General features: G+C 60.0%; 18 protein-coding genes. 12 read left to right on the top strand and 6 right to left on the bottom strand.

Annotation, left to right across the window (positions count from 1 at the left end; translation table 11 throughout):
* The first annotated feature begins 150 nt into the window (after positions 1-150).
* The 5 genes from kdgD (at position 151) to IEQ42_RS04000 (ending at position 6,754) form a co-directional block, all read left to right on the top strand.
* Positions 151-1,062: a 5-dehydro-4-deoxyglucarate dehydratase gene (kdgD, locus tag IEQ42_RS04020; RefSeq protein ID WP_042557640.1), complete on the top strand. Its 912-nt coding sequence runs from the start codon at positions 151-153 to the stop codon at positions 1,060-1,062.
* Between the two features lie 60 nt (positions 1,063-1,122).
* A complete protein-coding gene (locus IEQ42_RS04015; protein ID WP_210702621.1) occupies positions 1,123-2,568 on the top strand; it encodes an aldehyde dehydrogenase family protein in 1,446 nt (481 codons plus the stop codon).
* Between the two features lie 50 nt (positions 2,569-2,618).
* Positions 2,619-4,091, top strand: coding sequence for an MFS transporter (locus IEQ42_RS04010; RefSeq protein ID WP_155418713.1), 1,473 nt, complete (start codon positions 2,619-2,621; stop codon positions 4,089-4,091).
* Between the two features lie 11 nt (positions 4,092-4,102).
* Positions 4,103-5,656: a galactarate dehydratase gene (garD, locus tag IEQ42_RS04005; RefSeq protein ID WP_210702620.1), complete on the top strand. Its 1,554-nt coding sequence runs from the start codon at positions 4,103-4,105 to the stop codon at positions 5,654-5,656.
* Between the two features lie 156 nt (positions 5,657-5,812).
* Positions 5,813-6,754 (top strand): AEC family transporter, encoded by a 942-nt coding sequence (locus IEQ42_RS04000; protein WP_210624761.1) that lies wholly within the window; start codon positions 5,813-5,815, stop codon positions 6,752-6,754.
* 85 nt (positions 6,755-6,839) lie between these two features.
* On the opposite strand, the gene IEQ42_RS03995 is transcribed toward IEQ42_RS04000, so the two are convergent.
* From IEQ42_RS03995 to gatC, 6 genes are all read right to left on the bottom strand, one after another.
* Positions 6,840-7,217: a carboxymuconolactone decarboxylase family protein gene (locus IEQ42_RS03995; RefSeq protein WP_042557645.1), complete on the bottom strand. Its 378-nt coding sequence runs from the start codon at positions 7,215-7,217 to the stop codon at positions 6,840-6,842.
* The gene (locus tag IEQ42_RS03990) at positions 7,214-8,290 is read right to left on the bottom strand and encodes a calcium/sodium antiporter (RefSeq protein WP_269756002.1); all 1,077 of its coding nucleotides are present in this window, start codon (positions 8,288-8,290) and stop codon (positions 7,214-7,216) included. Before IEQ42_RS03990 ends, IEQ42_RS03995 begins: the two co-directional genes overlap by 4 nt.
* A gap of 31 nt (positions 8,291-8,321) precedes the next feature.
* Positions 8,322-8,693 (bottom strand): septal ring lytic transglycosylase RlpA family protein, encoded by a 372-nt coding sequence (locus IEQ42_RS03985; protein WP_210702619.1) that lies wholly within the window; start codon positions 8,691-8,693, stop codon positions 8,322-8,324.
* 149 nt (positions 8,694-8,842) lie between these two features.
* Complete coding sequence (gene gatB / locus IEQ42_RS03980; RefSeq protein ID WP_210702618.1) at positions 8,843-10,288, bottom strand: Asp-tRNA(Asn)/Glu-tRNA(Gln) amidotransferase subunit GatB; 1,446 nt, start codon at positions 10,286-10,288, stop codon at positions 8,843-8,845.
* A gap of 10 nt (positions 10,289-10,298) precedes the next feature.
* A complete protein-coding gene (gatA, locus tag IEQ42_RS03975) occupies positions 10,299-11,750 on the bottom strand; it encodes an Asp-tRNA(Asn)/Glu-tRNA(Gln) amidotransferase subunit GatA (protein ID WP_047299769.1) in 1,452 nt (483 codons plus the stop codon).
* A gap of 16 nt (positions 11,751-11,766) precedes the next feature.
* Complete coding sequence (gene gatC, locus IEQ42_RS03970) at positions 11,767-12,054, bottom strand: Asp-tRNA(Asn)/Glu-tRNA(Gln) amidotransferase subunit GatC (RefSeq protein WP_007901429.1); 288 nt, start codon at positions 12,052-12,054, stop codon at positions 11,767-11,769.
* A 211-nt stretch (positions 12,055-12,265) separates the two neighbouring features.
* On the opposite strand from gatC, the gene mreB reads away from it, so the two are divergent.
* From mreB to IEQ42_RS03935, 7 genes are all read left to right on the top strand, one after another.
* Positions 12,266-13,303, top strand: coding sequence for a rod shape-determining protein MreB (gene mreB, locus IEQ42_RS03965; protein ID WP_002555108.1), 1,038 nt, complete (start codon positions 12,266-12,268; stop codon positions 13,301-13,303).
* Between the two features lie 140 nt (positions 13,304-13,443).
* Complete coding sequence (mreC, locus tag IEQ42_RS03960; protein ID WP_210702744.1) at positions 13,444-14,568, top strand: rod shape-determining protein MreC; 1,125 nt, start codon at positions 13,444-13,446, stop codon at positions 14,566-14,568.
* Entirely contained in the window at positions 14,568-15,059 is a 492-nt protein-coding gene (gene mreD / locus IEQ42_RS03955) for a rod shape-determining protein MreD (RefSeq protein WP_210702617.1), read from the top strand. The genes mreC and mreD overlap by 1 nt, the downstream gene beginning before the upstream one ends.
* A 36-nt stretch (positions 15,060-15,095) precedes the next feature.
* Entirely contained in the window at positions 15,096-15,692 is a 597-nt protein-coding gene (locus IEQ42_RS03950) for a Maf family protein (RefSeq protein ID WP_210624760.1), read from the top strand.
* Positions 15,693-15,749: 57 nt separating this feature from the next.
* Complete coding sequence (rng, locus tag IEQ42_RS03945) at positions 15,750-17,207, top strand: ribonuclease G (protein WP_210702616.1); 1,458 nt, start codon at positions 15,750-15,752, stop codon at positions 17,205-17,207.
* A 75-nt stretch (positions 17,208-17,282) separates the two neighbouring features.
* The gene (locus tag IEQ42_RS03940; RefSeq protein ID WP_210702615.1) at positions 17,283-21,089 is read left to right on the top strand and encodes a YhdP family protein; all 3,807 of its coding nucleotides are present in this window, start codon (positions 17,283-17,285) and stop codon (positions 21,087-21,089) included.
* A gap of 135 nt (positions 21,090-21,224) precedes the next feature.
* On the top strand, positions 21,225-22,085 hold the full coding sequence (locus tag IEQ42_RS03935) for a carbon-nitrogen hydrolase family protein (protein ID WP_210702614.1): 861 nt from the start codon (positions 21,225-21,227) through the stop codon (positions 22,083-22,085).

The raw sequence follows: 22,085 nt of genomic DNA, 5'->3' as shown, positions 1-22,085 counted from the left end.
CTATCGAAAACAATCTTGTCCGACAAAAAAGCCCTCACAACGATGAAATGCAGTTGACGGTTATTTTTTAAGTTGTACGATGACCTACAACCTCGGCGAATAGCTGAACGATCCAATCACAAAAAACGTTGCTACCAGGGTGTTCGAATAATGAATCCACAAGAACTGAAGTCCATCCTCTCTGCCGGCCTGCTGTCTTTCCCGGTGACCGATTTCAACGCGCAAGGCGATTTCAACCGCGCGGGCTATATCAAGCGTCTGGAATGGCTGGCCCCGTATGGCGCTTCGGCCCTGTTCGCCGCCGGTGGCACCGGTGAGTTCTTCTCCCTGGCCGCCAGCGAATACTCGGAAATCATCAAGACTGCCGTCGACACCTGCGAAACCAGCGTGCCGATTCTGGCGGGCGTGGGCGGTTCGACTCGTCAAGCCATCGAATACGCACAGGAAGCCGAGCGTCTGGGTGCCAAAGGTCTGTTGCTGCTGCCGCATTACCTGACCGAAGCCAGCCAGGACGGTGTCGCCGCTCACGTTGAAGCCGTGTGCAAATCGGTGAAGATCGGCGTGGTGGTCTACAACCGTAATGTCTGCCGTCTGACCGCGCCGCTGCTGGAGCGTCTGGCCGAGCGCTGCCCGAACCTGATCGGTTACAAGGATGGCCTGGGTGATATCGAGTTGATGGTGTCGATTCGTCGCCGCCTCGGTGATCGCTTCAGCTACCTGGGGGGGTTGCCGACCGCCGAAGTCTACGCCGCCGCCTACAAGGCGCTGGGCGTGCCGGTTTACTCCTCGGCGGTGTTCAACTTCATTCCGAAAACCGCGATGGATTTCTACCACGCCATTGCCCGCGAAGATCACGCCACTGTCGGCAAGATCATCGACGACTTCTTCCTGCCATACCTCGACATCCGTAACCGCAAGGCCGGTTACGCCGTGAGCATCGTCAAGGCAGGCGCAAAAATCGCCGGCTATGACGCGGGCCCGGTGCGGGCGCCGCTGACCGATCTGACTGGCGAAGAGTACGAAATGCTCGCCGCGCTGATCGACAAGCAAGGCGCGCAATAACACCCGATAAAACCGAGGCCGCCGAGCAATCAGCGGCCTTTTGCGTGAGGAGCGACTTCAGTGACTGATTCAAAACGCTACGACAACTACATCAACGGTGAATGGGTCGCCGGTTCCGATTACTCGGCCAACATCAACCCGTCCGAGTTGAGTGACACCATCGGCGACTACGCCAAGGCAGATCTGGCTCAGGTCAACGCCGCCATCGACGCTGCGCGCGCAGCGTTCCCGGCCTGGTCGACTTCGGGTATTCAGGCTCGTCACGATTCGCTGGATAAGGTCGGCTCGGAAATTCTCGCTCGTCGCGAAGAGCTCGGTACGTTGCTGGCCCGGGAAGAGGGCAAGACCCTGCCCGAAGCCATCGGCGAAGTGACCCGCGCCGGTAACATCTTCAAGTTCTTCGCGGGGGAGTGCCTGCGTTTGTCCGGCGATTACGTGCCGTCGGTGCGCCCGGGCGTTAACGTCGAAGTTACTCGCGAAGCACTGGGCGTGGTCGGTCTGATCACCCCGTGGAATTTCCCGATTGCCATTCCATCGTGGAAGATCGCTCCGGCCCTGGCCTACGGCAACTGCGTGGTTTTGAAACCTGCCGATCTGGTACCGGGCTGCGCTTGGGCGCTGGCCGAAATCATCTCCCGCGCAGGCTTCCCGGCCGGCGTGTTCAACCTGGTGATGGGCAGCGGCCGTGTGGTCGGCGAAGCATTGGTCAACAGCCCGAAAGTCGATGGCATCAGCTTCACGGGTTCTGTCGGTGTTGGCCGTCAGATCGCGGTCAACTGTGTGTCGCGTCAGGCCAAGGTCCAGCTGGAAATGGGCGGCAAGAATCCGCAGATCATTCTCGACGACGCCGACCTCAAGCAAGCGGTCGAGTTGTCGGTGCAAAGTGCGTTCTACTCCACCGGCCAGCGCTGCACAGCGTCGAGCCGCTTGATCGTCACCGCCGGGATTCACGACAAATTCGTCGAAGCCATGGCCGAGCGTATGAAGTCGATCAAGGTCGGCCACGCGCTGAAATCCGGCACCGATATCGGTCCGGTGGTATCGCAGGCACAGCTTGAACAGGACATGAAGTACATCGACATCGGCCAGTCCGAAGGTGCGCGTCTGGTCAGCGGCGGTGGTCTGGTGACCTGTGACACCGAGGGCTACTTCCTCGCGCCAACGCTGTTTGCCGACAGCGAAGCATCGATGCGCATCAGCCGCGAAGAGATTTTCGGCCCGGTGGCCAACATCGTCCGCGTGGCCGATTACGACGCTGCGCTGTCCATGGCCAACGACACCGAGTTCGGCCTGTCGGCCGGTATCGCCACCACGTCGCTGAAGTACGCCAACCACTTCAAACGTCATTCCCAGGCCGGGATGGTGATGGTCAACCTGCCGACTGCCGGCGTGGATTACCACGTTCCGTTCGGTGGCCGTAAGGGTTCGTCCTATGGATCACGTGAGCAAGGTCGCTATGCGCAGGAGTTCTACACGGTCGTGAAAACCAGCTACATCGGCTCCTGATCCAGCAATACCTGTGGGAGCTGGCTTGCCAGCGATAGCATCATCGCGGAGTGACTGATACACCACGTCGCCTGCATCGCTGGCAAGCCAGCTCCCACAAAAGCCAGACCAAAGAAGATTCACCCGCGCATAAAAATAATCAGTGGGAGTACATCTACATGCAACCGACTCAAAAGCCGACTCACGTCCGCTATTTGATCCTGCTCATGCTGTTTCTGGTGACCACGATCAACTATGCCGACCGCGCGACCATTGCGATCGCCGGTTCCAGCCTGCAAAAAGACCTCGGTATCGACGCGGTCACCCTCGGCTATATCTTCTCCGCATTCGGTTGGGCCTACGTGGCCGGGCAAATTCCCGGTGGCTGGCTGCTTGATCGCTTCGGCTCGAAAAAAGTCTATGCCCTGAGCATTTTCACCTGGTCGCTGTTCACCGTGCTGCAAGGCTTTGTCGGTGAGTTCGGCATGTCCACGGCGATTGTTGCGCTGTTCATGCTGCGCTTTCTGGTGGGCCTGGCCGAGGCGCCGTCCTTCCCCGGCAACGCACGCATCGTCGCGGCCTGGTTCCCGACCGCTGAACGCGGCACCGCTTCGGCGATCTTCAACTCGGCGCAATATTTCGCCACTGTGTTGTTCGCACCGCTGATGGGCTGGATCGTCTACAGCTTCGGCTGGGAACACGTGTTCATCGTCATGGGTATCCTCGGCATCGTCTTCTCGCTGATCTGGCTGAAGGTTATCCACAGCCCGCGGGAACACCCGAGCATCAACGATGCCGAGTTCAAGCACATCGCTGATAACGGCGGGATGGTCGACATGGACCAGCGCGGCAAAAAATCCGACGGCCCGAAGTGGGACTACATCCGCCAGTTGCTGACCAACCGCATGATGCTCGGCGTGTATCTGGGCCAGTACTGCATCAACGGCATCACCTACTTCTTCCTGACCTGGTTCCCGGTTTACCTGGTGCAGGAACGTGGCATGACCATCCTCAAGGCTGGTTTCATCGCTTCGTTGCCGGCGATCTGCGGCTTTATCGGTGGTGTCCTCGGCGGGGTGATTTCCGATTACCTGCTGCGCAAGGGCCACTCGCTGACCTTCGCCCGCAAGGCACCGATCATCGCGGGCCTGCTGGTTTCCAGCAGCATCGTCGCCTGCAACTATGTTGATGTTGAGTGGATGGTCGTGGGCTTCATGGCGCTGGCTTTCTTCGGCAAAGGCGTTGGCGCATTGGGCTGGGCAGTGGTTTCCGACACGTCGCCAAAACAGATCGCCGGTCTGAGCGGTGGCCTGTTCAACACTTTCGGCAACATCGCTTCGATCACCACGCCGATCGTGATTGGCTACATCATCAGCTCCACCGGTTCGTTCAAATGGGCGCTGGTGTTCGTGGGTGCCAACGCACTGGTAGCGGTGTTCAGCTATCTGGTGATCGTCGGCCCGATCAAACGTGTGGTGCTCAAAGAGCCGCCAACCACTGGCGGTGTTGAAGCCAGCGGTAAATTGTCTCAAGCGCATTCCTGAGGAGCGGTGTCATGCAGTTGATTGAACATTCCGACTCGCCGCGCTACATCCGCCTGCACGAGCGGGACAACGTAGTAATTGTGGTCAACGACCAGGGCGTACCGGCCGGCACCGAGTTCCCGGACGGTCTGGTGACCGTGGATTTTGTGCCGCAGAGCCATAAGGTCACCCTCGAGGAGATTCCCGAGGGCGGCCAGGTGATTCGCTACGGTCAGACCATCGGCTACGCGTTGCAGCCGATTCCCCGTGGCAGTTGGGTCAAGGAAGATCAACTGCGCATGCCGACCGCGCCACCGCTGGACAGCTTGCCATTGTCCACCGAGGTGCCAGAGGCGCAGGCGCCGCTGGAAGGTTTCACCTTCGAGGGTTACCGCAACGCCGACGGCACCGTCGGCACGCGCAACATTCTCGGCATTACTACCACCGTGCAGTGCGTGACTGGCGTGCTCGATCACGCGGTAAAACGCATCAAGGACGAGCTGCTGCCGAAGTATCCGCACGTCGATGACGTGGTGGCGCTGACCCACAGTTACGGCTGTGGTGTGGCGATCACTGCCACCGACGCCTACATCCCGATCCGTACCGTGCGCAATCTGGCGCGCAACCCGAATCTGGGCGGCGAGGCGCTGGTGATCAGTCTGGGCTGCGAGAAATTGCAGGCCGGGCAGGTGATGCACGAGGACGATGCCTCGGTCGATCTCAGCGATCCGTGGCTGTATCGCTTGCAGGATTCCAGTCACGGTTTTACCGAGATGATCGAGCAGATCATGGCGTTGGCGGAGGTGCGTTTGAAGAAACTCGACCAGCGCCGCCGCGAAACCGTGCCGGCTTCTGAACTGATCCTGGGGATGCAGTGCGGCGGCAGTGATGCGTTTTCCGGGATCACCGCTAATCCGGCGCTGGGTTATGCCTCGGACCTGCTGTTGCGGGCGGGGGCAACGGTGATGTTTTCCGAAGTCACCGAAGTGCGCGACGCGATTTATCTGCTGACCTCTCGGGCGCAAACCAAAACCGTCGCCGAGGAACTGGTGCGCGAAATGGATTGGTACGACCGCTATCTGGCCAAGGGTGAAGCGGATCGCAGTGCCAACACCACGCCAGGCAACAAGAAGGGCGGGTTGTCGAACATCGTCGAGAAGTCGCTGGGTTCGATCGTTAAATCCGGCAGCAGCGCGATCAATGGTGTCCTTGGTCCGGGCGAGCGTTTCAAGCAGAAGGGTTTGATTTTCTGCGCGACCCCAGCCAGTGATTTTGTCTGCGGCACGTTGCAACTGGCGGCGGGGATGAACCTGCATGTGTTCACGACCGGGCGCGGCACGCCTTACGGGCTGGCGATGGCGCCGGTGGTGAAGGTGTCGACACGTACTGAGCTGGCGCAGCGCTGGCCTGATCTGATCGATATCGATGCCGGGCGGATTGCGACCGGAAGGGCGACTATCGAGGAGCTGGGTTGGGAGTTGTTCCACTACTACCTGGATGTTGCCAGCGGCAAACAGCAGACGTGGGCTGAGAAGCACAAGCTGCATAACGACATTACGTTGTTTAATCCGGCGCCGATTACCTGAGACCGGGTTATCGTTCTTCGCGAGCAGGCTCGCTCCCACATTCGATCGCCGATCTAGTGTGGGAGCGAGCCTGCTCGCGAAGGCGATCCCACAGACGCCGGGGGACTTGTGGCTTATCATTAGGCCCCTAACGACGCTCACCCAAGGCTCCCCGGCATGCTGGCAATCTTCCTCGAAACCCTGAACATTACCGCGCCGGTGTTTGCCATGCTGTTTCTCGGTGTGCTGCTCAAGCGCATCGACTGGATCAACGACAACTTTATCCACACGGCATCGTCGCTGGTGTTCAACGTCACCATGCCGGCGCTGCTGTTCCTCGGCATTCTGCATGCCGACCTGCACGCCGCGTTGCAACCGGCGCTGCTGATCTACTTCTCGATTGCCACGCTGGTGAGTTTCGCCGTCGCGTGGGGCTGGGCGATTTTCAAGTGTCCGCGCGAAGATCGCGGCATCTATACCCAAGGCGCGTTTCGCGGCAATAACGGGGTGATCGGCCTGGCGCTCGCCGCGAGCATGTATGGCGATTACGGCATTTCGCTTGGGGCGATTCTCGCGGCGCTGGTGATCCTGTTCTACAACACGCTCTCGACCATTGTGCTGGCGGTCTACAGCCCGGTGATCAAATCCGACCCGTGGAGCATCTGCAAAAGTGTGTTCAGCAATCCGCTGATCATCAGCGTGATTGCGGCGGCGCCGTTTGCCTACTTCAAGATCAGTCTGCCGGGATGGCTGGAAACCTCTGGCCAGTATCTGGCGCAAACCACCTTGCCGCTGGCGTTGATCTGCATTGGCGGCACGCTGTCGCTGGCGGCGCTGCGCAAGAGCGGCAACATGGCGCTCAGCTCAAGTCTGGTGAAGATGATCGGCTTGCCGGTGCTCGCGACCCTTGGCGCATGGTTATGTGGTTTTCGCGGGGCGGAACTGGGAATTCTGTTTCTGTACTTCGGCAGCCCGACGGCGGCAGCCAGTTTTGTCATGGCCCGGGCGGCGCAGGGTAATCATGAACTGGCGGCGGCGATTATTGTGCTGACCACGTTGATGGCGGCGATCACCACCAATCTCGGGATCTTCATTTTGCAGTGGGGTGGGTGGATCTGAAGGGCAAGATCAAAGGATCGCAGCCTTCGGCAGCTCCTACAGGGGAGCGCATTTCACTGTAGGAGCTGCCGAAGGCTGCGAGCTTTTAGCTTTTCTGGTAACTGTCGATCACTTCCTGCGCCGCCCGAAACGCATCAATCGCCGCCGGGACCCCGGCGTACACCGCGCAATGCAGCAGCGCTTCGCGAATCTCTTCCACGGTGCAGCCATTGTTCAGTGCACCGCGCACATGTCCCTTCAGCTCTTGCGGGCACTTCAACGCAGTCAGCGCGGCGAGGGTAATCAGGCTGCGGGTTTTCAGCGGCAGACCTTCGCGATTCCACACACCACCCCAGGCATGTTCGTTGACGAAATCCTGCAACGGCTGGGTGAATTCGGTGGCATTGCCCAAGGCGCGATCAACGAACACATCGCCCATTACCTGACGGCGGACTTCAACCCCGGACTTCTTCGATTCGGTCATGGCATATCCCTCTTGTGGTGTTGGCGGCGCCAGGCGCGTACGGACGTGAACAGCAGAAACGCCAGCAGCGGCGGCAGAACATAAAACAGCATCAGCTGTTCCAGTTTGCCGGCCAGCGGCATGCCGGTGGTGAACGACACCACGTGCAGCCCATACACCAGATACAAACCGAGCAGCAGCAGACCTTCGACGCGGGTCACGCGGTAGCCGGAATAGAACACTGGCAGGCACAACACGGCGACACCGAGCATCACCGGCAGGTCGAAATCCAGCGCATTGGGCGAGACAGACAAAGGCATCGGTGCGATCAGTGCAGTAAGCCCAAGCACCCCAAGCAGATTGAACAGATTGGCGCCGATCACGTTGCCCACGGCGATGTCCCGCTGCCCGCGCAGAGCCGCAATCAGCGACGTCGCGAGTTCTGGCAGCGAAGTGCCGACAGCAACGACGGTCAGGCCGATCACTCGCTCGGAGAATCCAAGGTCAGTGGCCACCACGACGGCGGCGCCCAGTAACAGACGTCCAGCGAACACCAGCATGGCCAGGCCGACAATGATCATCAGCGCACTGACGAACCACGATGCCGGCGCAGTTTCAGGGTGTTCCGCATGCGGTCGTGCCGAATGCCGCGACTGGCGCAGCAGCAAACCGAGGTACAGCGCCAGTGCGCTCAGCAACAGAATGCCGTCGAGGCGCCCGAGCTCTTTATTCCAGGCCAGCAAGAACACTAGCAGACTGGCGCCGATCATCAGCGGAATGTCGAGGCGCACCAACTGCCGCGACACCCGCAACGGAATGATCAGCGCCGACAGGCCGAGGGTCACCAGAATATTGAAGATACTGCTGCCGATCACACTGCCGACCGCGATGTCCGGGGTATGCGCCTGTGCCGCTTGCAGGCTGACGGCCATTTGCGGCGCACTGCTGCCAAACGCGACCACGGTGAGGCCGATGATCAGCGGCCGCACATGCAGGCGAGCAGCCAGGCGCACTGCCGCGCGTACCATCAGTTCTGCACCGAAGATCAGCAGGCACAGCCCGGCGAACAATTCGATAAGGCTGATCAGCGGCAAATCGGCTAGGGCAAAAATGGTCGGCGCTCCATCAGTCGAGGGCCTGCACGCGAACCCGTGCAGTGCCGCTGCGCAGCATACCGAGTTGTTCGGCGGCTTTGCGGGACACATCGATCAAGCGTCCACGGGTGTGTGGGCCGCGATCGTTGATACGGACCACGACGGATTCATCGTTTTTCAGGTTGGTGACTTTCACCCGGGTACCGAAGGGTAGCTGGCGATGGGCGGCAGTCAGGGCATTCTGGTTGAACGCTTCGCCACTGGCGGTGCGTTTACCGTGGTGTTTGGCTCCGTAATAGGAGGCGACGCCGGTCTTGTCGTAACCGTGCGGGTCGATGATGTCAGTGCTGGCGCAACCGGCGAGTAAGGAGAGCAGGGCGCAGGCGCCTAGCAGGTGTTTCATTCGAAAGCTCCCAATTAACAATGTGGGAGCGAGCCTGCTCGCGAAGAGGCCATCACATTCAATATCTCTATCGGATGTCATGACGCTTTCGCGAGCAGGCTCGCCCCCACAGGGATCGGAGCCAGACTTTGGCTCTGGCTCCATTGTGGTCAGCCTTCGAGCTTGCTTTTCAGCAGTTCGTTCACTTGCTGCGGGTTGGCCTTGCCTTTGGAGGCTTTCATGGCCTGACCGACGAAGAAGCCGAACATCTTGCCGCGTTTGGCTTCGTCTGCCGAGCGGTATTGCTCGACCTGCTCGGCGTTGGCCGCGAGCATTTCGTCCAGCACCGCCGAGATCGCGCCGCTGTCGGTGACTTGCTTCAGGCCACGCTTTTCGATGATCTCGTCTGCGCTGCCTTCACCGTTGGCCATCGCTTCGAACACAACCTTGGCGATCTTGCCAGAGATGGTGTTGTCTTTGATGCGCTGCAGCATGCCGCCCAATTGCTCGGCCGAAACCGGTGACTCGTCGATGTCCAGGCCTTGCTTGTTGAGCAGGCTGCCCAACTCGACCATCACCCAGTTCGCCGCCAGTTTGGCGTCGCCGCCGATGGTGGCGACTTTCTCGAAGTAATCAGCTTGTTCGCGGCTGGTGGCCAAGACGCTGGCGTCATAGACCGACAGACCGAATTGCTCCTGGAAGCGCTCGCGTTTCTGTGGAGGCAGTTCCGGCAGGGTGGCGCGCACCTCGCCGAGGAACGACTCTTCGATGACCACTGGCAGCAGGTCCGGATCGGGGAAGTAACGGTAGTCGTTGGCTTCCTCTTTGGAACGCATCGGACGGGTTTCGTCCTTGTTCGGATCGTACAGACGGGTCTGCTGGATCACTTTGCCGCCGTCTTCGATCAGCTCGATCTGACGCTGGATCTCGGAGTTGATCGCCTTCTCGATGAAACGGAACGAGTTGACGTTCTTGATTTCGCAGCGCGTGCCGAATTCAACCTGGCCTTTCGGACGGATCGACACGTTGCAGTCGCAACGCAGCGAACCTTCGGCCATGTTGCCGTCGCAGATGCCCAGATAACGGACCAGCGCGTGGATTGCCTTGACGTAAGCCACGGCTTCCTTGGCGCTGCGCATGTCCGGCTCGGAAACGATTTCCAGCAGCGGCGTGCCGGCACGGTTCAGGTCGATGCCGGTGGCACCGTTGAATTCTTCGTGCAGGCTCTTGCCGGCGTCTTCTTCCAGGTGCGCGCGGGTGATGCCGACACGTTTGACCGTGCCGTCTTCCAGCGCGATGTCCAGGTGGCCCTTGCCGACGATCGGCAATTCCATCTGGCTGATCTGGTAGCCCTTCGGCAGATCCGGGTAGAAGTAGTTTTTACGCGCGAACACGTTGTGCTGACCGATCTCGGCGTCAATCGCCAGACCGAACATCACCGCCATGCGCACTGCTTCCTGGTTCAGCACCGGCAATACGCCGGGCATGCCCAGATCGATCAGGCTCGCCTGAGTGTTCGGCTCGGAGCCGAACGTGGTCGAACTACCGGAAAAGATTTTCGACCGGGTGGTGAGCTGGGTATGAATCTCCAGCCCGATCACGACTTCCCATTGCATGTGTGTCTCCTCAGAAGCCGGTTGGGGTGCGGGTGTGCCAGTCGGTGTTCAACTGGTACTGATGCGCAACGTTGAGCAAACGGCCTTCCTGGAAATACGGAGCGAGCAGCTGCACGCCGACCGGCAGACCGTCGACAAAACCGGCCGGCATCGACAGGCCCGGCAGGCCCGCGAGGTTGGCGGTGATGGTGTAGACGTCTTCCAGATAGGCAGCGACCGGGTCGCTGTTCTTGGCGCCGAGTTTCCAGGCCGGGTTCGGCGTGGTTGGGCCGAGGATGATGTCGACTTCATTAAAGGCAGTCATGAAATCGTTCTTCACCAAGCGGCGAATCTTCTGCGCCTTGAGGTAGTAGGCATCGTAGTAACCGGCGGACAGCGCGTAGGCACCGACCATGATCCGGCGCTGTACTTCAGGCCCGAAGCCTTCGCCACGGGAGCGCTTGTACAGATCGATGAGGTTTTCCGGGTTCTCGCAGCGATGGCCGAAACGCACGCCGTCGAAACGCGACAGGTTCGAGGAGGCTTCTGCCGGCGCGATCACGTAGTACGCAGGAATCGCGTGCTGCATGTTCGGCAGGCTGATTTCCTTGATCACGGCACCGAGCTTCTGCAGCTCTTTGATGCTGTTCTGGATCAGCTCGGCAATGCGCGGGTCGAGACCGGCGCTGAAGTATTCCTTCGGCACACCGATGCGCAAGCCTTGCAGCGATTCGTTCAGGCTGGCGGAGTAATCCGGCACGGGCTCATCGATGCTGGTGGAGTCGTTCTGATCGAAGCCGGCCATACCTTGCAACATAATTGCGCAGTCTTCGGCAGTGCGCGCCAACGGCCCGCCCTGATCGAGGCTGGAGGCGTAGGCGATCATGCCCCAGCGCGAAACACGACCGTACGTCGGTTTCAGGCCGGTGAGGTTGGTGAACGCGGCTGGCTGACGGATCGAGCCACCGGTGTCAGTGGCGGTGGCCGCTGGCAACAGACGAGCGGCAACGGCCGCCGCCGAACCACCGGACGAGCCGCCCGGCACGTGTTCCAGATTCCACGGGTTTTTTACCGCGCCGTACCAGCTCGACTCGTTGGCCGAACCCATGGCGAACTCGTCCATGTTGGTCTTGCCCAGGGTCACGGCGCCGGCAGCGGCCAGTTTGGCGACCACGGTGGCGTCGTACGGAGCCTTGAAGTTGTCGAGCATCTTCGAGCCGCAACTGGTGCGAATGCCCTGGGTGCAGAACAGGTCTTTGTGGGCGATCGGCGCGCCCAGCAGGGCGCCGCTCTCACCATTGGCCCGGCGTGCATCAGCGGCTTTCGCCTGCTCGAGGGCCAGCTCTTCGGTGAGGCTGATGAAACTGTTGAGCTGCGGATCGAGCTGGGAAATACGCGCCAGCAGGACTTTGGTCAGCTCTTCGGAGGAAAACTTTTTATCGGCAAGACCACGAGCGATCTCGGCCAGAGTCATTTGATGCATTGCAGGCTCATTCCCTTTAGTCGATGACTTTCGGAACCAGATACAGGCCGTTTTCGACCGCTGGTGCGATGGACTGGTAGGCCTCGCGGTGATTGGTTTCGGTCACGACATCGGCGCGCAGGCGCTGACTGGCTTCCAGCGGGTGGGCCAATGGCTCGATACCGTCGGTATTAACAGCCTGCATTTCGTCGACCAGACCGAGAATGCTGTTGAGGGCCGAGGTGATGTGCGGAAGATCGGCATCATTAAGGCCAAGGCAGGCCAAATGCGCGATTTTTTCCACGTCGGAGCGTTCTAGTGCCATCGGGATTCTCCAGTGGAAAACAGAACGGACGGCGTCCGTGTGTTAGATTGTCGGAACACTACCGCACTTCTACGGTCATAAGGCCGCGATTGTGGGGCTTGGTGCACAGAAAAGCGGCCAATTTAACATATTGGCGCCTTGCCCAAAATCCCTGTCGTTGTTAGAGTTTGCCGCACTTTTTTACCCACGCGTTGCCTAGGGTCCCTTTCCCATGTTCAAGAAACTGCGTGGCATGTTTTCCAGCGATCTTTCCATTGACCTGGGCACTGCCAACACCCTTATTTACGTGCGCGAGCGCGGTATCGTTCTGAATGAGCCATCGGTTGTGGCCATTCGGACACACGGTAATCAGAAAAGTGTCGTTGCTGTCGGCACCGAGGCCAAGCGCATGCTCGGTCGTACGCCGGGCAATATTGCTGCCATTCGTCCGATGAAAGACGGCGTGATCGCCGACTTCAGCGTCTGCGAAAAGATGCTGCAATACTTCATCAACAAGGTTCACGAAAACAGCTTTCTGCAGCCTAGCCCTCGTGTGCTGATCTGCGTTCCATGCAAATCCACCCAGGTTGAGCGTCGTGCCATCCGTGAATCGGCCCTCGGTGCCGGTGCCCGTGAAGTGTTCCTGATCGAAGAGCCGATGGCTGCAGCGATCGGTGCCGGCCTTCCGGTAGAAGAGGCGCGCGGTTCGATGGTCGTCGATATCGGTGGTGGTACCACTGAAATCGCCCTGATCTCCCTGAACGGTGTGGTCTACGCCGAATCCGTGCGCGTGGGTGGCGACCGCTTCGACGAAGCGATCATCACTTATGTGCGCCGTAACTACGGCAGCCTGATCGGTGAATCCACCGCAGAGCGCATCAAGCAGGAAATCGGTACGGCTTACCCGGGCGGCGAAGTTCGCGAAGTCGACGTTCGCGGTCGTAACCTGGCCGAAGGCGTTCCACGCGCATTCACCCTGAACTCCAACGAAGTGCTGGAGGCTCTGCAAGAGTCCCTGGCCACCATCGTTCAGGCAGTGAAGAGTGCTCTGGAGCAATCGCCGCCGGAACTGGCTTCCGACATCGCCGAGCGTGGTTTGGTGCTGACCGGTGGTGGCGCGCTGTTGCGTGACCTCGACAAGTTGCTGGCCCAGGAAACCGGTCTGCCGGTGATCGTTGCCGAAGATCCGCTGACCTGTGTTGCTCGCGGCGGTGGCCGTGCATTGGAAATGATGGATAAGCACACCATGGATCTGCTCTCGAGCGAATAAGTCGCTGAGGCAATACGTGGGTGAGCGCACAGGCAGCACTTTGCAGTGCTGCCTGTTGGCGTTTATCTTCTGTCAGTCTTCATCCAGGCCGGTTTGATGCCGTATGAATAAACAGAACATTTGCCTGGGAGGAGCGGCTTATTAAACCGCTTTTCGCCAAAGGCCCTTCGCTGGGTGTGCGCCTGCTGGTGCTGGCCGTGCTGTCGGTCGCACTGATGGTGGTCGATGCCCGCTTCGACCTGCTCAAGCCCGCGCGCAAACAAGCGTCGCTGGTGTTGATGGACGCCTACTGGATCACCGACCTGCCCGGACGGCTGTGGGACGGTATCGCCAGTCAGTTCGGCAGTCGCACCGAGCTTGTCGCCGAAAACGAAAAACTCAAGACCGAAAACCTGCTGTATCAGGGCCGCATGCAAAAGCTTGCCGCGCTGACCGAGCAGAACGTTCGGCTGCGCGAGTTGCTCAATTCTTCTGCGCTGGTCAACGAAAAGGTCGAAGTGGCCGAGTTGATCGGCATGGACCCCAACCCTTTCACCCATCGCATCATCATCAATAAAGGTGAGCGCGACGGCGTGGTGCTCGGTCAACCGGTGCTCGATGCGCGCGGTTTGATGGGGCAGGTGGTCGAGTTGATGCCTTACACCTCCCGTGTACTGCTGCTGACCGACACCACTCACAGCATTCCTGTGCAGGTGAATCGTAACGGTCTGCGGGCGATTGCCAGCGGCACCGGCAACCCTGAACGCCTGGAACTGCGGCATGTCGCCGACACGGCGGATATCAAGGAAGGCGATTTGCTGGTCAGCTCCGGTCTTGGCCAGCGCTTCCCGGCCGGTTACCCGGTGGCGACGGTCAAGGAAGTGATCCATGACTCGGGCCAACCGTTCGCGATCGTCCGTGCCGTGCCGACTGCTGCTTTGAACCGCAGCCGCTACCTGCTGCTGGTGTTCAGCGACTCGCGCACCGCCGAGGAGCGCGCCAACGACGCCGCGCAAGCTCAAGAAGAGCTGGATGCCCATGGCGGCGGTCCGATGCCGGCCTCAGTGGTTTCCCGACCGTTGGTCATGCCGGCGCCTGCTGCTCCGGCTACCGAGCCAGTGCCGGCGGCTACGACGCCTGCTGCGACCCCGGTCAAACCTGCCGCGAGCAAGCCGCCTGCGGCCGCACCGGCGGCGACCAAACCCCCGGCGTCTTCTCCTGCCGCCAGCAAACCACCTGCCAAACCGCCGGCAACCGCGCCAGCCACCACTGGGGGACGAGAATAATGGTCGGTGTCAAAGCTTCCCGAAATGGCTGGATCATCTGGCTGACCTTCGTTGTCGGTCTATTGCTCAGCGTTTCGCCGTTACCGATCTTCATGGAAATCCTGCGTCCGCTGTGGCTGGCCTTGCTGCTGACGTTCTGGGCGCTCTACATGCCGCACGCGGTCGGTATGGTCACGGCATTCTGCCTGGGCCTGGCCGAAGACGTGTTGCAAGGCGATCTGTTTGGGCAGAACGCGCTCGTTCTTACATTGATTACTTTCCTGGTGCTGTCATTGCAGCAGCGCCTGCGCATGTTCCCGATGTGGCAACAGTGCCTGGTGATTCTGGTGATTTTCGGGCTCGCGCAACTGGTGCAGTTGTGGCTCAGTGCCTTGACCGGTAACCGTCAGCCGACCCTGGCGCTGGTGCTGCCGGCACTGACCAGTGCCTTGCTCTGGCCCTGGATCAGCTTCGCTTTGCGTGGATTACGCCGCCGCTACAAAATCAATTGAGCCGGTGAAGCAGGGCACTGAACAGGGGATGTTTTGATGAAACTGCTTTACCTCGCCTCCGGATCGCCGCGTCGACGTGAGTTACTCACGCAGATCGGCGTTCCTTTTTCCGCCATCAGCGCGGACATCGATGAAACGCCATTCCCCGAAGAATCACCTGCGGCTTACGTCGAACGCCTCGCGCGCGGCAAGGCCGAGGCGGGGCGGCGCACGCTTGTATCGGCTGCGCCGTTTTGCGTTCTGGGCGCCGACACTGCGGTGGTGCTCGATGGCAAAATTCTTGGCAAACCGGTGGACGAAGCCGATGCATGCGCCATGCTGATGATGTTGTCCGGCAAAGAACATGAAGTGCTGACCGCCATCGCTGTGCTCGAAGGCGAGCGCTGCGAGTCGCGGGTGGTGCGCAGTCTGGTACGGTTCCGGCCGATCAGCCGCGAGGAGGCCGCTGCCTACTGGGCCAGCGGTGAACCCCGGGACAAGGCCGGTGGTTATGGCATTCAAGGGCTCGGCGCGGTGTTTGTCGCGGGGCTCAATGGCAGCTATTCGGCGGTGGTCGGGCTGCCTGTTTGCGAAACCGCAGAACTGTTGGGCCATTTCGGCATACCCTGTTGGCAAAACCTGAACGCGCAATAAGCGTCGTACGAACAAGATGCGGCCATTATCGTGAACACGCCTGAACGAGATCCTGCCATGAGTGAAGAGATTCTGATCAACATAACGCCGATGGAATCGCGCGTGGCGGTGGTCGAAAACGGTGTGCTGCAAGAAGTCCACGTCGAGCGCACGCAAAAGCGCGGGATCGTCGGCAACATCTATAAGGGCAAGATTGTCCGGGTACTGCCGGGTATGCAGGCAGCCTTCGTCGACATCGGCCTCGATCGTGCGGCGTTCATTCATGCCGCCGAAATCTCTCTGCGCGAAGGCCCGGCGGTGGAAAGCATCAGCTCGCTGGTGCACGAAGGCCAGAGCCTGGTAGTGCAAGTCACCAAGGATCCGATCGGCTCCAAAGGTGCGCGATTGACGACGCAATTGTCGATTCCATCGCGCTATCTGGTGTACATGCCGCGCACCGCCCACGTTGGCATTTCCCTGAAAATCGAAGACGAAGCCGAGCGCGAGCGCCTCAAGCAGGTGGTCACCGATTGTGTCGCCAAAGAAGGCATCAAGGAGGCCGGCGGCTTCATTCTGCGGACCGCCGCCGAAGGTGCCGGGGCCGATGAGATCCTCATGGACATCCGCTACCTGCGGCGCCTGTGGGACCAGATCAACGAACAGATCAAAACCATCGCCGCGCCGAGCGTGATCTACGAAGACCTTGGCCTGGCCTTGCGCACGTTGCGTGATCTGGTCAATCCGAAAATCGAGAAGATCCGCATCGATTCCCGGGAAACTTTCCAGAAAACCACGCAGTTTGTCGCCGAACTGATGCCGGAAATCGCCGATCGACTGGAACATTATCCGGGCGAGCGGCCGATTTTCGATCTGTACGGTGTCGAGGACGAAATCCAGAGAGCGCTCGAGCGCAAAGTGCCGCTGAAATCCGGTGGCTATCTGGTGGTTGATCCGGCCGAAGCCATGACCACCATTGACGTCAACACCGGCGCTTTCGTTGGTCATCGCAATCTCGAAGAAACCATCTTCAAGACCAACCTCGAAGCGGCGACCGCGATAGCCCGGCAGATGCGCCTGCGCAATCTGGGCGGGATCATCATCATCGACTTCATCGACATGGAAGATGAGGAACACCGGCGCCAGGTTCTGCGAACCCTGGAAAAACAGCTGGAGCGCGATCACGCCAAGACCAACATCATCGGTATTACCGAGTTGGGCCTGGTGCAGATGACCCGCAAGCGCACCCGCGAAAGCCTTGAGCAAGTGCTGTGCGAACCGTGCAGTTGCTGTCAGGGGCGCGGCAAATTGAAGACTGCGGAAACCATCTGTTACGAGATCTTCCGCGAGATCCTTCGTGAGGCCCGGGCCTATCAGGCCGAGGGTTATCGGGTGCTGGCGAACCAGAAAGTGGTGGACCGGCTGCTTGATGAAGAATCCGGTAATGTCGCCGAACTTGAAGGGTTCATCGGCCGCACCATACGCTTCCAGGTGGAAACCATGTATTCCCAGGAACAATATGACGTGGTGCTGCTCTGAACCCCTGCATCACCCTTTTTTCACAGCGGCTGGCCTCAGCTTTTCGCAGTATTTTTGCCATGGGAGCCAACTGACATGGACCGTCTGACACGCATTTTGGCCGCACTCACCCGTTGGGGGCTGGGCCTGTGCGCGTTGGTTCTGGTGTTGATGGCGTTGTACGTCAGTCTCGGCCGCGAACTGACGCCGTTGGTGGCCGAATATCGAGCCGACATCGAAGACAAGGCCAGCGCCGCCCTCGGCATGCCGTTGCAGATTGGCGAACTGGAAGGCAGCTGGAGCGGTTTTGCGCCAATCCTGTTGGCCCACGATGTGATGGTCGGCGACGGCGCCAATGCCTTGCGCCTCGATCGTGTGCGGGCAGTGCCCGATCTTTGGGCCAGCCTGTTGGCCCGCCAAGTGCGCATCGCTCATCTGGAACTCAATGGCCTGAAAATCAGCCTCAAGGAAGCCGAGGACGGCACCTGGGCGCTGGAAGGTTTGCCGGTGCAGAAGGATCAACCGCTGGATCCCGAGCAACTGTTCAACCGTTCGCAGATGATTCAGCAATTGTCGGTGCTCGAAAGCCAGGTGACCTTGCAGCCGCTGGATCACCCGCCGATGACGCTCACCTATGTCGGCCTCAATCTGAAGACCGGTGCCAGTCGGCAACGCCTTGATGCACGCTTGACCTTGCCTGACGGCCAACCTGTCGCGTTGAGCCTGCGCACGCGGATTCGCCCCAGTCAGTTACGCGACAGCACGGTGGAGGGCTACGCCAGCCTGCCGCAAAGCGACTGGTCGAAGTGGCTGCCGGAGCGCCTGACCCAGCAGTGGAATTTCTCCGAGATCAAAGCCGGCGGCGAGCTATGGGTGAACTGGGCCGAGGGCACTTTGCAAAGTGCCGCGATTCGTTTGAATGCCCCGCAACTGACCGGTGCTTACGCCGAGCGCAAGCCGATCCAGATCAACAATCTGGCGCTCAACGCCTATTACGAAACCAGTGCCAAAGGCGCGACGGTCACTTTCGATTCGCTGGCGATGAATTTCGGTGAAACCCGCTGGGAATCGCGAGTGCAAGTGCAGCAGACCCGCGCCACTGACAAGGTCGAGGAGCTCTGGCACTTACAGGCTGATCGCCTCGACCTGACCCCCATCACCCCATTGCTCAACGCGTTGGGGCCATTGCCGCAGGGTGTCGCCACAGCCGTGGAGCGCCTGAAGGTCACCGGCGGCCTGCGCAATGTCCTGCTGGATTTCCGCCCGAATGCCACGGACGGAACCAAATTCGGCTTTGCTGCCAACCTCGATTCCGTAGGTTTTGATGCCTATCACGGCGCTCCGGCGGCGCGGAATGTCAGCGGTAGCCTCAGCGGCAACCTCGATGGGGGTGAGTTGCGCATGGACAGCAAGGATTTCGTCCTGCACCTCGATCCGATTTTCGCCAAGCCATGGCAGTACATTCAGGCCAACGCCCGCCTCACATGGAAGCTTGATAAGGATGGCTTCACCCTGATCGCACCGTACCTGAAGGTGCTGGGCGAAGAGGGCAAGATTGCCGGTGACTTCCTGATTCGCCTGCATTTCGATCACAGCCAGGAAGACTACATGGACCTGCGGGTCGGTCTGGTTGATGGCGACGGCCGATATACCGCCAAGTACTTGCCCGAAGTGTTGAGCCCGGCGCTGGATGAATGGCTGCGTACGGCAATTCTCAAGGGCGCGGTGGATCAGGGTTTCTTCCAGTATCAAGGCTCGCTGAGCAAGAACGCCGGGGAGGCTGATCGCAGCATCAGTCTGTTCTTCAAGGTGCATGACGCCGAACTGGCTTTCCAGCCGGGTTGGCCGCATGTGAGCAAGGTCAGTGGCGACGTGTTCATCGAGGACAGCGGCGTGCGGATCTGGGCCAGCAAAGGCCAATTGCTCGACACCCAGGTCAGCAACGTCTTCGTCAACATTCCCCATGTCCCGGCCGGACAACATACCCATATGTACCTCGACGGCGCGTTTGCGGGTGGTCTGGGTGACGGTTTGAAGATTCTTCAGGCTGCACCGATCGGTACCGGTGAAACCTTTGCCGGTTGGGAAGGCGCGGGCGATCTGCAAGGCAAGCTCAAGCTCGACGTGCCGCTGGACAAGGGCGGCGATCAGCCGAAAATCGTCGTCGACTTCAAGACCGCCAACGCGCGGCTGAAACTGGCGGAGCCGAAACTGGAGCTGACGCAACTCAAGGGTGATTTCCGCTTCGACAGCGCCAAGGGTCTCAGCGGGCAGAATATCGCTGCCCGAGCGTTCGACAAGCCGGTTACTGCGCAGATTTTCGCTGATGGCAGCGCCAACCAGCTCAAGACCCGTGTCGCTGCGTCGGGGCAGGTCGAAGTCAAGAAACTGACTGACTGGCTCGGCGTCACCCAACCGTTGCCAGCGTCCGGGACGATTCCCTATCAGTTGCAACTGAACCTGGACGGTAACGACAGCCAGTTGATGGTCAGCTCCAATCTCAAAGGTGTGGCGATCGATCTGCCAGCACCGTTTGGCATGACGGCGGATGTCGGTCGAGACACCGTTTTCCGCATGACCCTGCAAGGGCAGGAGCGGCGTTATTGGGTCAGTTACGGTCAACTGGCCAGTTTTACCTTTGCTGCGCCGCCGACTGATTTTGCCCAGGGGCGCGGTGAGTTGTTCCTCGGGGCGGGCGAAGCCGTATTGCCGGGCGCCAAGGGTTTGCGGGTTCGCGGTGTGCTGTCGGAGCTGGACGTCGCACCTTGGCAGGATCTGGTTGGCAAATACGCCGGACAGGATCCGGGTGGCAATGCCAAGCAACTGTTGAGCAGTGCCGATTTCAAGATTGGCAAACTGACGGCATTCGGCACGACGCTGGATCAGGCCTCGGTTCAGCTGAACCGCAAACCGGGGGCGTGGAATCTGGCGCTCGACAGTCAGCAGGCCAAAGGCACTGCTGGCCTGCCAGACGCCAAAAACGCGCCGATTGCGGTGAACCTGCAATACGTGCGACTGCCGGCGCCGGATCCGACGGTGCAGGCTGACGAGAATTCACCTGATCCGTTGGCGTCTGTCGACCCGACGAAAATCCCGGCGCTGGATATCATCATCAATCAACTGTTCCTGGGCCAGGATCTGGTCGGTGGCTGGTCGCTGAAGATCCGCCCGACCAGCAATGGGATCGCCATGAACAATCTCGACATGGGGCTCAAAGGCATCCTGTTGCAGGGCAATGGCGGCTGGGAAGGTGCACCGGGTTCCAGCACTAGCTGGTTCAAGGGCCGGATCGGCGGCAAGAACCTCGCCGATGTCCTCAAAGGCTGGGGCTTCGCACCGAGTGTGACCAGCGAAGAATTCCACATGGATGTCGATGGTCGCTGGCCGGGTTCGCCGGCGTGGCTGGCGACCAAGCGTTTCTCCGGCACCCTCGATGCGTCGCTGAACAAGGGCCAGTTTGTCGAGGTGGAAGGTGGCGCGCAGGCTTTGCGAGTGTTCGGCCTGCTCAATTTCAACTCCATTGGCCGCCGTTTGCGCCTGGACTTTTCCGACCTGTTCGGCAAAGGGCTGAGCTATGACCGGGTCAAAGGCCTGCTGGTGGCGACGAACGGTGTTTACGATACCAAAGAGCCAATTCGCCTGACCGGGCCATCGAGTAATATTGAGCTCAACGGCAAGTTGGACCTGGTGGCTGAACAGGTCGACGCCAAGTTGCTGGTGACGCTGCCGGTGACCAATAACCTGCCGATTGCCGCGTTGCTTGTGGGTGCTCCGGCGGTCGGCGGGGCGCTGTTCCTGATCGACAAGCTCATCGGCGACCGTGTGTCACGCTTTGCCAGTGTGAAATACACCGTCAAAGGTCCGTGGAAAGAGCCGAAAATCACTTTCGACAAGCCTTTTTGAGTAGCATGAGGCAAGCGCCCGTGTAGGCGCTGCCGAAGGCTGCGATCTTTGCTTTTGTTTTATAAGAGCCAGATCAAAAGATCGCAGCCTGCGGCAGCTCCTACAGGTCGTCATTCATTCCAGCCAGGAGCGGCCATGTCTTTAGCGGTGATTCAAATGGTCAGCCAGAGTGACGTGCTGGCCAATCTGGCCCAGGCCCGGCGCTTGCTTGAGCAGGCAGCGGCCGGTGGCGCGAAGCTGGCGGTACTGCCGGAAAACTTCGCCGCCATGGGCCGTCGCGACATCGCCGATATCGGCCGCGCTGAAGCCCTTGGCGAAGGACCGATCCTGCCATGGTTGAAACAGACCGCCCGCGACCTCAAGTTATGGATAGTGGCCGGCACATTGCCGTTGCCTCCGGTTGATCAACCGACGGGCAAATCACACGCGTGTTCGCTGCTGGTCGACGATCAGGGCGAAACCGTTGCACGGTATGACAAGTTGCATCTGTTTGATGTGGATGTAGCGGACAATCGAGGCCGTTACCGCGAATCCGATGACTATGCTTATGGCAGTGGTGTGGTGGTTGCGCAGACACCGGTCGGCAAAGTGGGCCTGACCGTATGTTACGACCTGCGCTTTCCGGAGCTGTACAGCGAATTGCGCGCTGCCGGTGCCGAGTTGATTACCGCCCCATCGGCCTTTACCGCCGTGACCGGCGCGGCGCATTGGGACGTATTGATTCGTGCGCGGGCCATCGAAACACAGTGTTATGTGCTGGCGGCTGCGCAGGGCGGAACCCATCCGGGACCGCGAGAAACTTTCGGGCACGCGGCGATCATCGACCCATGGGGCCGAGTGCTGGCGAGTCAGGATCAAGGCGAAGCGGTGTTGCTGGCCGAACGCGATAGTAATGAACAAGCGTCCATCAGGGCGCGGATGCCGGTGACGAGTCATCGGCGGTTTTTCTCGCAGGGCGCACAGCGACCTGCTTCAGAACACGAATTTAAGGCCTAA

This window comes from Pseudomonas iridis, from assembly GCF_017980685.1.
GTDB lineage: Bacteria > Pseudomonadota > Gammaproteobacteria > Pseudomonadales > Pseudomonadaceae > Aquipseudomonas > Aquipseudomonas iridis.
This window is presented reverse-complemented; position numbering and strand designations above follow the sequence as displayed.

What these genes read in the sequence shown, in the direction of transcription:
- kdgD (WP_042557640.1), top strand. Translation starts at nt 151, where the DNA reads ATGAATCCACAAGAACTGAAGTCCATCCTCTCTGCCGGCCTGCTGTCT.
- garD (WP_210702620.1), top strand. Translation starts at nt 4,103, where the DNA reads ATGCAGTTGATTGAACATTCCGACTCGCCGCGCTACATCCGCCTGCAC.
- IEQ42_RS04000 (WP_210624761.1), top strand. Translation starts at nt 5,813, where the DNA reads ATGCTGGCAATCTTCCTCGAAACCCTGAACATTACCGCGCCGGTGTTT.
- IEQ42_RS03995 (WP_042557645.1), bottom strand. Translation starts at nt 7,217, where the DNA reads ATGACCGAATCGAAGAAGTCCGGGGTTGAAGTCCGCCGTCAGGTAATG.
- IEQ42_RS03985 (WP_210702619.1), bottom strand. Translation starts at nt 8,693, where the DNA reads ATGAAACACCTGCTAGGCGCCTGCGCCCTGCTCTCCTTACTCGCCGGT.
- gatB (WP_210702618.1), bottom strand. Translation starts at nt 10,288, where the DNA reads ATGCAATGGGAAGTCGTGATCGGGCTGGAGATTCATACCCAGCTCACC.
- gatA (WP_047299769.1), bottom strand. Translation starts at nt 11,750, where the DNA reads ATGCATCAAATGACTCTGGCCGAGATCGCTCGTGGTCTTGCCGATAAA.
- gatC (WP_007901429.1), bottom strand. Translation starts at nt 12,054, where the DNA reads ATGGCACTAGAACGCTCCGACGTGGAAAAAATCGCGCATTTGGCCTGC.
- mreB (WP_002555108.1), top strand. Translation starts at nt 12,266, where the DNA reads ATGTTCAAGAAACTGCGTGGCATGTTTTCCAGCGATCTTTCCATTGAC.
- mreD (WP_210702617.1), top strand. Translation starts at nt 14,568, where the DNA reads ATGGTCGGTGTCAAAGCTTCCCGAAATGGCTGGATCATCTGGCTGACC.
- IEQ42_RS03950 (WP_210624760.1), top strand. Translation starts at nt 15,096, where the DNA reads ATGAAACTGCTTTACCTCGCCTCCGGATCGCCGCGTCGACGTGAGTTA.
- rng (WP_210702616.1), top strand. Translation starts at nt 15,750, where the DNA reads ATGAGTGAAGAGATTCTGATCAACATAACGCCGATGGAATCGCGCGTG.
- IEQ42_RS03940 (WP_210702615.1), top strand. Translation starts at nt 17,283, where the DNA reads ATGGACCGTCTGACACGCATTTTGGCCGCACTCACCCGTTGGGGGCTG.
- IEQ42_RS03935 (WP_210702614.1), top strand. Translation starts at nt 21,225, where the DNA reads ATGTCTTTAGCGGTGATTCAAATGGTCAGCCAGAGTGACGTGCTGGCC.